We start from the raw sequence: 12,469 nt of genomic DNA on the forward strand, positions 1-12,469 counted from the left end.
GCGCCGTCCGGAAGCTAAGTCCGGCGACTAAAACGGTCAAGTAAACGCGGCCCGGTAGACCGTAAAAGGGAAGGTAGCGGCGCTATCGGGAAATGGAACTTTCACGTGTCCCCCGTCTAGCAGGACAGTGCCGCGGACGAGACAGGGCTGGCGGACACGCGTTCAGGCACCGGGTCCGGGGTGCGCAGGTGTCACCGGTCATGAAACTTACAATCTTCACCGCCTCGCGTGAACGCATTCAAACGGCTCCGAAATTAATCGGCCAGTTTCGATCGGCAAGCCTATTGCGCACGTTTCAGCGTCGTTTCAAACTACTCACAACATCGGTTGGAACTTCAGTAGCCGCTGAAGACCCGCTGAGGAGAAGGCACGCACAGTGACGGTCACAGATTCCATCACGGAGCCCACAGGGCCCCCGACGCTCGCTGATGTCGCTCGCCTGGCCGGCGTGTCGTCGGCCACGGCATCGCGTGTGCTTACCGGCTCTGCCCGGGTACAGGTGCAGACGAAAGACAAGGTCGAGCAGGCGATGACGATGCTCGGCTATGCGCGCAACCGGGCCGCCCGCTCGGCGGGGAGCCGGCGAGCGGGGGCCGTCGCGCTGATCGTTGGCGAAGAAACCATCAAGGTCTTCGCCGACCCCTTCTTCGCCCGCATGCTGCGCGCGGTCAACAATGAGCTGTCCACGGCCGATTCGCAGCTTGTCGTGCTTACGCTGCACTCGCCCCGCGAGTACCAGGCGGTGTCCAGATACCTGCGCAGCGGGCACGTCGACGGCGCGCTGTTCGTCTCCATGCACGGAAGGCCGGATTTCGACTACCAGAGCCTCGGCATTCCGCTCGTCCTGTGCGGCCGGCCGGTCGCCGGCGGCGGCGCGCTGGCGTACGTCGACGCCGACAATATCGGCGGTGCCAGGACCGCGGTCCGCTACTTGCTCGACAGCGGCCGCAAGGCCGTCGCCACGATCGCGGGACCGCCCGACATGGCGCCAGGCATTGACCGGCTGCTCGGGTACCGGCAGGCGCTTGGCGCGGCCGCCGTCCTGGACCCCGGCATGATCGCCTACGGCGACTTCAGCGCCATGTCCGGGCAGCACGCGCTGTTCAGGCTGATCGACCACCGTCCCGGCATCGATGCGGTGTTCGCCGCCTCGGACCTGATGGCCGCGGGCGCGCTGCACGCCCTGCGCCGGCTGGGCAGGCGCGTCCCGCGGGACGTGGCCGTCATCGGGTTCGACGGCCTGCCAGCCGCGCAGCAGACCGATCCGCAGCTCACGACCGTCCGCCAGCCGGTCGCCGCCATGGGGACATGCATGGTGAGCGAGCTTTTGGCGCAGATCGCCGATCCCGGCAGGAAGCCAGCCCAAGTCGTTCTTGGCACCGAGCTGATCCTGCGCGGCTCCGCCTGACGTCAGCCCTGGCGATTGCGCGCCGTAACTTTCATCAGCGCGCCATCGAAACGCGCTGCTTGACCGCGGCCGCGCCGCGCCGCCCTGGGCATGCCGTCGCACCTGACGTACCGTCATGGGCCATGATGCACCGCACGGTCCGCGTCGTTCCCGCCATCGCCGCTGTGCTGGCGGCCGGCATTGTCGTAGGCGGCTGCGCCGACGCTACCGCGACCGCCGCAGCCACGTCCGCTCGCTCCGACTCCTCGCCCGCCGCAGCCCAGACGAACGCGCCGATGGCGGGGCCGCCCGCTCCCGACGCGGGCTGTTTCGCCGCGCGAAAGGCCGAGCAGACCTTGCAAGCGCGGCAGGGCAAGGACCAAGGCAGCCAGTCCGCCATCGACCGGGACTTCACGAACTTCGCCAGCGCGCTCAATGGTGCCGCGCGGCAGGCGACGCACCCGGCCGCTGCCAAGGCGATGACCGCGCTGGCTGACGACTACACCGCCCTGGTCGCATCGCAAAGCGGCGCGGCGCAGCTTCCGAGCGTGGCCACGATGCAAAGCGACGGCGCCGCCTTCGACAAGGCCTGTCCTTAATCCTTTGGGAGCAGCACCCAGCGGCTGTCACCCCGGGCGCCGCGGGCCGGTGCGGGGCATCATGCGGTGCCGCCTCCCTCGGCCAGACGGCGCAGCGCCGTGCCCTTAGGGCCGGGCGCTTCTCCGCCCGCGGGTCTATGTCCTCCCAGCGGCTGGCCACCCAGCCTCGTGCTCCAGCCGCAGCAAGATCGGGTAGACGGTCCCGGGCTCCCAGCCCTGTCAAATGTTCTATATAGGTGCACGCACGATCGACGCTGACCTGCCCCGCTGCCAGGACCGGAGGCCGGTCCTGGCAGCAGGTTCACCGGTCAGGTGCAGGGGGTGCCGCTGATCGCGAACGACGTCGGGTTGGCGTGGTTGCTTGTCCACGTGCCCTGGAAGCCGTCAGTGATGCTGCCGCCCGGCGCGATGGTGCCGTTGTAACTGGCGTTGGTGAGGGTTGCGTTCGCCCCGGTCTGGGAGAAGCCGCCGTTGAAGTTGGCGGTGATCTTTTCGTCGCCAGGCCAGGTGAAGGTGAGCGACCACCCGTTGATCGTGGTTGTCCCGGTGTTGCCGATGGTCACCTGAGCGGTGAAGCCATTAGGCGGACCGGTCCAAGCACTGTTCAGTGTGTAGGTGACATGGCACGCTAGGCCGCCGCTAGCGGCGTTGATGGTCCACGTGAAGGCAGCCGTTCCCTTCGCCCCGGTGGTGTCGGTGACGGTCACGGTGACGCTGAACGGGCTGCCCGTCGTGGTCGTCGGGGTGCCGGAGATCAGCCCGGTGGTGGAACTGATCGTCAGGCCGGCGGGCAGCCCGGCCGCACTGTAAGTGAGGGTCTGGCCGGCGGCGGAGTCCGATGCCTTCACCATCAGGCTGACGGCGGTGCCGACGGTGCCGGTCTGGTTGCCCGGGTTGGTGACTGTGACGGTATTGGTGCCCTGCGGGTTGATCGTCCAGGTGAAGCTCGCCTTCCCGCTCGCCCCGGTGGTGTCGGTGACGGTCACGGTGACGCTGAACGGGCTGCCCGTCGTGGTCGTCGGGGTGCCGGAGATCAGTCCCGTGGTGGAACTGATCGTCAGTCCAGCGGGCAGCCCGGCGGCGCTGTAAGCAAGGGTCTGGCCGCCGGCGGAGTCCGTTGCCTGGATCTGCAGGCTGGCGGCGGTGCCGACGGTACTGGTCTGGTTGGCCGGCGGGGTGACCGTGATGACGTTGCCGGTGCCCTTCGGGCTGATGCTCCAGCTGAGGTTGACCGAGGACGCCCCGCTGCCGTCGTTGACGGTCACGGTGGTGAGGTAGGTGCCCGCCGCGGTCGGGGTGCCGGTGATCGCGCCGGTGGTGGCGCTGAGCGACAGGCCGAACGGCAGGTCGGTGGCGCTGTAGGTGAGGGTCTTGCCGGCGGCCGTGTCGGACGCCTGGACCTGCAGGGTCTCAGAGGTGCCGACGGTGCCGGTCTGGGTGCCTGGGTTGGTCACCGTGACCGTGGGGGTGGCGCCGGCCGGCGGGGACACGTTCGGGAACAGGAAGGCGAACGAGTCGAACGCCGTCGCGATGTCCGCCTCCGCCCAGAACCGGTGGTAGTTGAACACCGGGGCGGCCCCGCCCCTCAGGTAGTTCTGCACCTCGGGGTAGTTCGCCACGCTGGTGTACCACGGGCGGATGGACAAGAAGGTGTTGTTGGCGGAGGTCATCGGGGTGCTGCCGAGGCCGGGGTAGCTCCCGGTCCAGCCGGACGGGATGAACAGGCCCTCGAAGTTGGTGGTGTTGAAGGCCGAGGTGAAGTTGCTGTAGTCGGTCCTCGGCTCCGGCGCGGAGAAGCCGAGGCTGTCGCCGTAGAACTGGTGGATGGCGTCGATGATGTTCTGCGCGGCGGTTTCCGCGGCAGTGTCGCCGGACTTGGCCGCGTAGTACATGTACGTCTTGGCCAGCGAGGCGGCCACGCCGATGTCGCCCGAGCATCCTCCGGTGACTGTGACGTGCAGGCCCGGGTTGGCCGGCGGCTGCGCCGTGCTCGAGGTGCCTGTCGTGAAGCTCCCGGCCGGCTGGCCGCTCCAGTTGAGCTGCCCGGGCTCGCAGATCGCCCCGGTGGTCGTGTTGACCGTGACGACCGACTCGGCCCACGACACCCACTTCTGCAGGATCGCCTTGGCCTGGGCGTTGCCGGTCACGTCGTAGTACTCCGCGACACGCTCCATCGGCCAGGCCTGGTAGCCGAACCACTGGTTGGACGGCGGGTTGTGGTACACGGGCTCGAAGTCGTAGTACATGCCGTCGAAGGTGGGGTCACCGGCCGGCGGCTTGCCCGCGTCGCCGTAGTTGCCGCCCCAGTTGTTGGTGACGCCGCCGGCGATCGCGCCCTCGTTGGACTGCAGCCACTGCATCAGGTTGAGCTGCGTGGTCAGGCTGGTCCCCCAGTCGGCCTTGGCCGACGGAGACAGCGGGATCAAGCTGGTGGTGTTGCTCAGCGCGAACGCCGCCAGCGGGTTCTGGTATCCCTCGTGGATCTCGGTGCCGCTGATCCGCCAGGACCAGGCGCCGGTGGTGGAACCGCCGAATGCGTAGTACCAGGACAGCAGGTAGGTCGCCTCGTTGGCCTTGGACGTGCCTGCCGGGCACGCCACCGAGCCGGCCTGGCTGCAGTTGGCGCTGATCTGCTTGAAGTACTTGTCGTACATCGAGTACCGCACGTAGTCGCCGAGCTTGGCCGCGCTGGCCAGGGTCGACGAGAGCTGCGCCTGGTTGCCCTGCGCGGTGGCGTACTGCAGGGCCCAGTACGCCGCCTGGACCATGCGCGCGTCGGCGTCCGGCGCGTCGGTGTACTTGTACTGCGCGGCGAAGCTGCCGCCGCCGTTGTTGAACAGGCCGAGGTAGCCGGCCCCGCTCTGGCCCTTTGACAGGTTGTCCCAGTCGGGCTGGTCGACCGTGTCCCAGACCGACTCCTCGGCGCCGCGCTGGAACGTGTTGATGTAGCTCGGCGTGGAGGTGCCATCTTCCTGCTGGCCGAAGCCGTACCGGTTGTCGGTGTCCATGATCCACATGGGCGTGTCAAGGGTGCAGCCGCCGTAGGTGGAGGTCAGCTCGGCGGACAGCGGGTCAGAGCCGACCGGGACCGAGGAGTTGAGTGCCACCGGGTAGCTGGCAGGGGACGCCGCTTCCGGCCCGTACGTCGCCGGGGATGACGCGTTGTAGGCGCTGCACCCGGGCTGGTTGGCCGCGTTGGGGACGTCGTATTGCATCGTGACGGGCCAGGCGTTGTTGAACGCGGTCCAGTCGCCGCTGACCCGGCCGAAGTCGGCCGTCAGCCACAGCCAGTAGCTGAAGGTCTCCGAGGTGGTCTCATGACCGTAGTCCGGCGCCTCCACGATGAGCTGCTCGACCGAGTGATACGGGATGCCCTTCGGGCTGAAGTAACCGTTGGCCGAGTTCGTCATCTGGTTGTAAAGGTTGAGGAACCACTGGTCATATCCGGTAGCGGCCGGCGCGGCGGTGACTGCCACCGAGGCGCTCCCCAGCCCGGCCGCTGACGCGGTGATGGTCGAGTGGCTGCCGGCCTTGGTCTGCGCCGCGGCCACGGTGACCGGCTGCGGCTGGTTCCAGTTCGACGGCGTGAAGGTGAGCGCCTGGCCCTTGGACACCGTGGTCCCGGTGCCGACGTCGCTCAGGTGCACCGTGACCGGGCTGCTTGGCGCCGTGGACAGCTTGACGGCGAACGACGCGCTGTGGCCCTTGGTGACCGTGAGCGAGGACTGGGCCGTCAGCACGCTGGGCTTCACGACCCGGATGGCCACCGGGTCCGAGGTCGTGCTTCCCTGCTTGTTGTAGGTCACTGCGGTCACCGAGTAGTCCCCCGCTGGCACGTGGTTCCACGACACCGTCCAGGGCGCCGACTTGGCCACGCCCACCAGGACGTTGCTGGTCAGGCTGGTGCTCGCGAAGAACTTGATGGCGGTCACCGGAGCGCTGCTCAGCCCGTCCTTGACGGCGTCGCTAACCAGGAGGGGAGCCGCCGACAGCTTGATGCTTGAACCGGGCGTGAACACCTGGCCCGGTGCCGGGCTGGTGACCGGCGCGCCGGCAGGCGGCCCGTTGTTCGCCTTACTGGCTGACGCCCGTGCGGCCCCGGCCGGCTGAGAAGGGGTCGCCGCTGCAGTGCCGGAGGCAAGCAGCGCGCCAGCCAGTAGGCCGGATGCGGCCAAGGCGCTGGCTAGCGTCCGCAGGCGAGTTCGACGTCTGGTCATCTGATCTCCTCGAAGGGTCAGTGGAGATAGCGGCGGTGGTGCCCGCCACCAGCAGACCGGAAAGAGCCTTCACACCCTGGGCTGCAGCGTAAGCTCGGCGCCCGGCGGCAAGAAGAAACGGCGCCTCACACAGCCGTCGGCCCAGGAAAGCGCGTGAAAGTTCCATTTCGCGATGGCATTCCTGGCTCCGGCTTTGGCAGGTGGCGACAGGCTTACTTGACCGCTTCAGCTGACAGGTCTAGCGTCCGAAAGGCTTACGGAAGGCGCCTTCCCACCCTGGTCGTTGCCTTCAAAAGCCTCCTGACCGGACCGCATCGTGATCTGCGCGGTCGAGCTTCTCGCCGGCCGACTCGGGTACACGAAGTCCGCCCGGGACGAAGAACGGGTGCGTGCTTCACCCGTCGGGGAACCACGCACCCGTTCTGGAGGTAAGACCTGCTCAGCCACCGCTCAGGCGCTGACATCAGTCCCACCAGAAACCCCAGATGGGGGTGTTCACCAGGCGCGCGGTGATGCTGCTGACGTCGCGAACCTGTCTTCCCAGGAGCGCAGGACGGCGGCGAGGAACAGCGTCCCGTCGGTGCCGGGGAGCGAACCCGCTCCAGCCGATCAACGGCAGCACATCAGCGGGGCGACTCGCGGGGACCAGTCCCAGACGCGCCGGGCGCAGCGAGGCGAGCGCATTCTCGATCACGTCCTGGCTCAGCGAGGTGTCTTCGGGAGAGGCAAGGCCGGGGAACTGCCGAGGTCAGGCCGGATGACAGTGACGCCGGCCTGGCCCCGGAAGGTTAGTTGTTACTGCAGATCGCCCCGTTCAGGTGGAAGGCGACCGGGGCTGGCGTCTGCCCGGAGTCCGAGCCGGTGAACCCGAAGTTCACCGTGCCGCCGCTGGCGCCGATCGTGTCGTTGTAGCTGGCGTTGGCCACGGTCACTGCGGTACCGGACTGGGTCTCCGTGCCGTTCCACAGCTGGGTGATCGCCTCGCCCGAGTTCGGCCAGGTCCAGGTCAGCTGCCAGCCGTTCACCGTGCTGGCGGCCTCGTTGGTGATCGTCACACTGGCCTGGAACCCGCCGGGCCAGCTGCCGGTCTGCGCGTAATGCACGGCGCAAGTGGCGTTGGCCGGGGGCGGCACGGTGAAGGTGACCAGCGGCGACGGCAGCGACGGGTTGCCGTGGCTGTCGACCGCGACCACGTCATAGGTGTAGCTGGTCCCGATGGTGAGGCCGGTCAGCGTGACGCTGGTCCCGGTCGTCGTGGTGACCAGCGTGCTGCCGGAGTAGACCTGGTAGTTCGCGACCGGGTAGGTACCGGCGACGGACGCGGGCCAGGTCAGCGTCGCGGTCCCGGTGTTGTTGCCCGAGGTGCTTGACGAAAGGCCGGACGCGACCGGCTGGCCGGGCGCGCCGGGGGCGGTGACGCCGGTACCGCCGGCCCCGGGGATGTGCACGACCGTCAGCGAGTACGGCGCGACGGTGGCTGACGTCGCCGAACCAGAGGCGCTGGTGATCGTTGTCGCGTTGTTGGCCAGGGTGTAGACGGTGGGAGTGCCGGACGGCGAGAAGCCGGAGTAGCCGAGGCTGACGGTGTAGGAGTTGGACGGGTCCTCGTTGTCGATCAGCACGTTGAGGTTGCCTGCCGCGTCGCGGACGGAGTGCACTTTGAGCAACGCCTGGCTGCTGCTCGAGTTGACCATCGTGGAGCCAGGAGCGGCGAGCTTGGACAGCATCTCGATGCCGTAGTACGGCGAGAACGGGGTGTCCACGACGGGCTCGGTGGTGCCGCCGTAGTTGGTGTTGTTGGAGAAGATGCCCTGGTCGCCGTAGTCGGTGGCGCCGTTGACGGTGCTGACCGTGCCCTCTCCGTTGTGCTCGTTCCACCAGTCGACGCTAGTGACGCCGTTCTCCAGCCAGGTCATGTCCATGTCGGCGGCGAACAGCGCGGCGGGCTGGGTGTCCAGGTCGAGGGTGGAGTTGGTCTCGGTGACCAGGATCGGGATGCTGGCCGGGTTGGCGATGCCGGCGTACTGGCTGAGCTCGCTGTGCAGGGTGGAGACGATCCCGGCGATGTCGGAGGGGTCAGTGAGCATGCCCGCGGTGTTCGACCCGCCCGGGTAGTAGTGCACGATTACGCACTGGGTGCCCGACTTCAGTGCGGTCAAGACGGTATGGTTCCAGCTTTGCGGGTACTCGGAGTTGGTCACGTTGTCCGGCCAGAACCCGGGGGTGGTGAGGATGGCGCAGACCTTGGCGTTGGCGTCGGCGGCGTGCATGGCAGAGGCGAAGCTTGCGACGTTCGCGGCGTACTCGGCTGGCCCGCAGTTATAGGTCTGGGACGGCTCGCTGCCCACGGTGACCAGCGGGCCGTTCAGGCTGGTGTGGCAGTGGGAGTCGGTTTCCCAGTTGGCGCCGTAGGTTCCGTTGCCGTATACCTCGTTGCCGACTTCCCAGTAGGAGACGTCGTCGCCGGCACTCGCCGCGCTGTGCACCCAGGCGGCCGCAAGGGCCGGAGTTCCCGTGCCGTAGTTGACGGTGATGATCGGCTGGGCGCCGGCCGAGTTGGCGGTGGCCATGAAGCTGCTGAAGCCGGTGTTTGGTGCGACGTAGCCGCCTGCCGCTGCGGTCTGGGTCTGCCAGTTGTAGATGTCGGAGTACGAACCGCCGGGGTAGCGCATCGCGGTGACGCCCGCTGCCTTCAGCAGCGGCGGGATGGCGGCATCGTTCATGTCGCTGTCATAAACCGCGGTGTTCATCCCGATCCCGTGCGCGGGCACGGAGCCGAGGCCGGCCGTCGCATTCACGGTGACCGACGCGGTCAGGGTGGCCGCATGGGCCGGCGCGGCGGCGGAAGCGATTCCGATAACCCCCAGCCCTAGTAGCGATGAGAAGAACAGGACACGCCTTTGCATGGCGGCCTCCGATAACTTTCGGTTGACGGTGCCGCTCACGGTAGGTTTCGTCGGCTAAACCGGTCAATCTGTCAGTCGCGGAGCGCCTGCCGAACTGCGGCGGCAGGGTCGTCGCCATGAAATTCTCATGAAACGCGCATCCAGGGACGGAAGCACTTCCCAAAGCGCGCTCGCCGGATAGCGAACCGGGCCGGCTATGCCGGCAGGCCGGGTCAGGCGGTACGGCCACCGACTGATCCGGCCTGCCAGGCACCCCTAACCGCAGGAGGCGCCGTTCAGGGCGAAGCTGGTCGGCGACGTGTCATTGCTAGTCCAGGTGCCCTGGAAGCCGACGGACACGGAGCCGCCCGGCGCGATGCTGCCGTTGTAGCTGGCGTTGGTCAGCGTCGCGTTCTCACCGCTCTGGCTGAAGCCGCCGTTGAAGTTGCTGGTGATCTTCTGGTCGCCAGGGAATGTGAAGGTCAGCGACCAGCTGGAGATCGCGGCCGAGCCAGTGTTGCCAATCACGACCTGCGCGGTGAAGCCGCCGGCCCACTGGCTGCTGCGAGTGTAGGTCACGTGGCAAGTGCCGCCACCGGTGTTGCTGACCGTCCAGGTGAAGCTCGCCGAGCCGGACGCGCCGGTGCCGTCCCTGGCGGTCACGGTCACCGAGGACGTGCCTTGTGCGGTGGGCGTGCCGCTGATCAGGCCGCTTGAGGCGTTGATCGACAGGCCCGCGGGCAGCCCGGTGGCGCTGTAGGTCAGCGTCTGGCCGGAGCCGGAATCGGTCGCGTGGATCTGCACGCTGGCCGCGGTGCCGACCGCGCTGGTCTGGTTACCTGGATTGGTCACCGTGACGGTGTTGCCCTGCGACTGGTTGTTCAGGCCGAAGAACGCGATCGCGTCGGCTTCCATCCCCGTGCCCGCGATCGGGAGCACGTGGCCGGCGCCGGCGATGCTGATGCCCTCCACCGGCGGGTTGCTCGTGCTGCCGTACATCGTCTCGGTCCAGCCCGACACCGGAGTAGTCGTAGAGACTGGGGTCGAGCTGACGCCCGTCACGTTCGTCCACTGCAGGATTTCCTGACCGAAGTTGTTGTAGTTAAGCGTTCCGTCCGCGGTGCCGTGCCACAGCTGCATCCGGGGCCGAGGCCCGCTATACCCGGGGTCGGCCGTGTTGCGGACCAGATCGCCCCATTGCTGCGCGGTCATGCTGACCTGGCCGTTCGCGCAGGCGGAGTTCCAGCCGTCGACGGTGCCGGTGAAGAAGCAGTGATAAGGCACGCCCATGAACGCCGCGCCGGCCTTGAACACGTCCGGGTAATCGGCCAGCAGAACGTTCGTCATCATCGCGCCAGATGAGGCACCGGTGACATACACCTGGCTCGGGTTGCCATTGAAGTGTTGCTCGGTGTAGGTGATCATCGACATGATCCCGACGGGGTCGCTGCCGCCGTTCCTGGTCAGCGCCTGGGTGGAGGAGACGTCCCAGCACTGGCCGCTCCTGTTCGCATCCGGGTAGATGACGATGAACCCATACTGGTCGGCCAGTGAGGCGAACGCCGTGCTTCCGAAGAAACCGGGCCCGGTGCCAGTGCACTGATGCAGGGCCACCAAGATGGGCGGATTGGCCCGGACGTTGTTCGGCACGTAGATGTACATCTTGTTGTTGGACGGGTTGTTTCCGAAGTTCGTCACCTGCACGAGCGAGGCAGCCTTCGCAGGGGGCGCCCCGGACAAGACCGCCATCAGAAGCCCGGCCGCCGTCAGCGTGGCCACGCAGGCGGCGAACAGCGCTCTCAGCCATCTCTTCATGCTCTGTCCTGTCCCTTCTTTGGGTACTTCGCATCCCTTCGGCTTTAGCCGGAGCAACACAGAGAGGTCCCGAAAATGTTTCGGATCTTCTCGGCTTTGTTTCCCCGTTATTACACCCCTCGGTTACCTCGATCGCCAGAGGAGCGCGGTCGCAATTTGCCGCGCTTTACGCGTTTCCGCTAACGTGCAATCGCGGCGGATGGCGCCAGCAGGGCGAATAGACTCGCGCGCCGAACTGTCTCGGGGTTTGGGGCGAGGCGGGGCCGGATTGAAAATTTCAATTTCCCTTTCCGAAAACTATCGGATTTCGCGCCGCGTGGGGTCAACGGCGCTTTGTGGATTGGTCCCGCGTTTTTAGTTCGTGGCCGGCGCGGGTGATGGTGGCGTGACGCGTGGCCGGCGCGGGCGGGCCAGGCCAGGCAAAGGAGCCCTCAGTCCTCGGGCCGCTTGGTGCGCGGCCGGCTCAGCTGGCTTGCGAGCTGGGCGCGGGAGCGGACGCCGAGCTTGGCATAGGCGTGGACCAGGTGGACCTCGACCGTGTGCACGGCGGTGAAGAGCTGCTGGGCGATCTGCTTGTTCGACATGCCTTCGGCCGCGAGGGCGGCCACTCGCAGCTCGGCGGCTGTCAGCTCGCTGTCCGGTGCGGGCCTGGCGCCGAGGCGGGCGAGCTCGGCCCGCACTTGCTCGGCCCAGCCGACCGAGCCGAGCTCATCGAAGGCGGCGGCTGCGGCCTGCAGGAAGCCGTACGCGATCGCGCGTTTCCTGGCCCGCCGGGCCATCTGGCCGAGCCACAGCAGCGAGCGCGCACGATCGAAGCCCAGGCCGAGCTCGCCCAGGGCAGCCGCGGCGGCGGCTAGCTGGGCGGCCGCGTCCTCGTCATACCCGGACGCGAGGGCGATGGCCGCGGCGCACCGGTCGGCCGTCGCGGCGGCCCACGGGTGGTCCCGGGCTTCGGCCAGGTGGCGCAGCCGGCTGGTGATGGCGGTGGCCTCCTCCGTCCTGTCCAGCCGGACAAGCGAGCGCCGACAGCACGTGCGGCCCGCGCGGCGGGCGGCCCGCCTAGCCGCGCTCGTTCACGACCACGGCCGTCCCGCTCGCGGTGACCATCAGCATCGAGCCGTTCTGGCCCACGGTCTCGTAGTCGAGGTCGATGCCGATGACCGCGTTCGCCCCAGTGTCCCGGGCCCGCCCGGTCATCTCGCTGAGCGCGAGGTCCTTGGCCCGCTGCAGCTCCCGTTCGTAGGCGGCGGACCGGCCGCCGACGATGTCGCGGATGCCCGCGAACATGTCCCGGAACGCGTTCGCGCCCAGGATCGCCTCCCCGGACACCACTCCCTTGTACTCCTCGATGTGCCTGTCCTGCAGCGTGCTGGTCGTCGTCAGCAGCATGCTCCACCTCCCGCCCGCGCACGACACTCGCCCGGCCCGGACGAAGCGCGACACGCGAACCATACCCAGCCCGCCCCCAAAGCGATCACCGCCAACCTTGGGCTCGGCGGCACCTGGGCACGCGCCGTCTCTGTCGCTTACGCTAAGTGACTGCGTGGGAGCCAGGGCCGCCGGGCA

7 protein-coding genes are annotated in these 12,469 nt (G+C 67.9%); 2 read left to right on the forward strand and 5 right to left on the reverse strand.

All coding sequences use genetic code 11. The features are described 5' to 3' along the window. The first annotated feature begins 376 nt into the window (after window positions 1–376). Both EAS64_RS12425 and EAS64_RS12430 read left to right on the forward strand, forming a co-directional pair. Window positions 377–1,408 carry a LacI family DNA-binding transcriptional regulator gene (locus tag EAS64_RS12425; protein ID WP_145853068.1) on the forward strand — a complete coding sequence of 344 codons (1,032 nt, stop codon included), beginning with the start codon at window positions 377–379 and terminating at the stop codon, window positions 1,406–1,408. Window positions 1,409–1,530: 122 nt separating this feature from the next. After that, entirely contained in the window at window positions 1,531–1,986 is a 456-nt protein-coding gene (locus EAS64_RS12430; protein WP_145853069.1) for a hypothetical protein, read from the forward strand. A gap of 308 nt (window positions 1,987–2,294) precedes the next feature. Here EAS64_RS12430 and EAS64_RS12440 read toward each other — a convergent pair whose 3' ends face one another. The 5 genes from EAS64_RS12440 to EAS64_RS12460 all read right to left on the reverse strand — a co-directional run bounded on the left by EAS64_RS12440 (window position 2,295) and on the right by EAS64_RS12460 (window position 12,292). Continuing rightward, window positions 2,295–6,203 (reverse strand): glycoside hydrolase family 48 protein, encoded by a 3,909-nt coding sequence (locus EAS64_RS12440; protein WP_145853070.1) that lies wholly within the window; start codon window positions 6,201–6,203, stop codon window positions 2,295–2,297. 788 nt (window positions 6,204–6,991) lie between these two features. Then, window positions 6,992–9,109, reverse strand: coding sequence for a cellulose binding domain-containing protein (locus EAS64_RS12445; protein ID WP_145853071.1), 2,118 nt, complete (start codon window positions 9,107–9,109; stop codon window positions 6,992–6,994). A 255-nt stretch (window positions 9,110–9,364) separates the two neighbouring features. Next, window positions 9,365–10,903, reverse strand: a complete 1,539-nt coding sequence (locus tag EAS64_RS12450; protein WP_145853072.1) for an extracellular catalytic domain type 1 short-chain-length polyhydroxyalkanoate depolymerase — start codon at window positions 10,901–10,903, stop codon at window positions 9,365–9,367. A gap of 431 nt (window positions 10,904–11,334) precedes the next feature. Further along, on the reverse strand, window positions 11,335–11,682 hold the full coding sequence (locus EAS64_RS12455) for a helix-turn-helix domain-containing protein (RefSeq protein WP_145853073.1): 348 nt from the start codon (window positions 11,680–11,682) through the stop codon (window positions 11,335–11,337). A 280-nt stretch (window positions 11,683–11,962) separates the two neighbouring features. Beyond that, on the reverse strand, window positions 11,963–12,292 hold the full coding sequence (locus tag EAS64_RS12460) for a heavy metal-binding domain-containing protein (protein WP_145853074.1): 330 nt from the start codon (window positions 12,290–12,292) through the stop codon (window positions 11,963–11,965). Window positions 12,293–12,469 lie beyond the last annotated feature (177 nt).

It is taken from the genome of Trebonia kvetii (assembly GCF_007827045.1).
Classification (GTDB): domain Bacteria; phylum Actinomycetota; class Actinomycetes; order Streptosporangiales; family Streptosporangiaceae; genus Trebonia; species Trebonia kvetii.

Coding starts and splice junctions, on each gene's coding strand:
- EAS64_RS12455 (WP_145853073.1), bottom strand. CDS start 11,682: ATGGCCCGGCGGGCCAGGAAACGCGCGATCGCGTACGGCTTCCTGCAG.
- EAS64_RS12460 (WP_145853074.1), bottom strand. CDS start 12,292: ATGCTGCTGACGACGACCAGCACGCTGCAGGACAGGCACATCGAGGAG.
- EAS64_RS12440 (WP_145853070.1), bottom strand. CDS start 6,203: ATGACCAGACGTCGAACTCGCCTGCGGACGCTAGCCAGCGCCTTGGCC.
- EAS64_RS12445 (WP_145853071.1), bottom strand. CDS start 9,109: ATGCAAAGGCGTGTCCTGTTCTTCTCATCGCTACTAGGGCTGGGGGTT.
- EAS64_RS12450 (WP_145853072.1), bottom strand. CDS start 10,903: ATGAAGAGATGGCTGAGAGCGCTGTTCGCCGCCTGCGTGGCCACGCTG.
- EAS64_RS12430 (WP_145853069.1), top strand. CDS start 1,531: ATGATGCACCGCACGGTCCGCGTCGTTCCCGCCATCGCCGCTGTGCTG.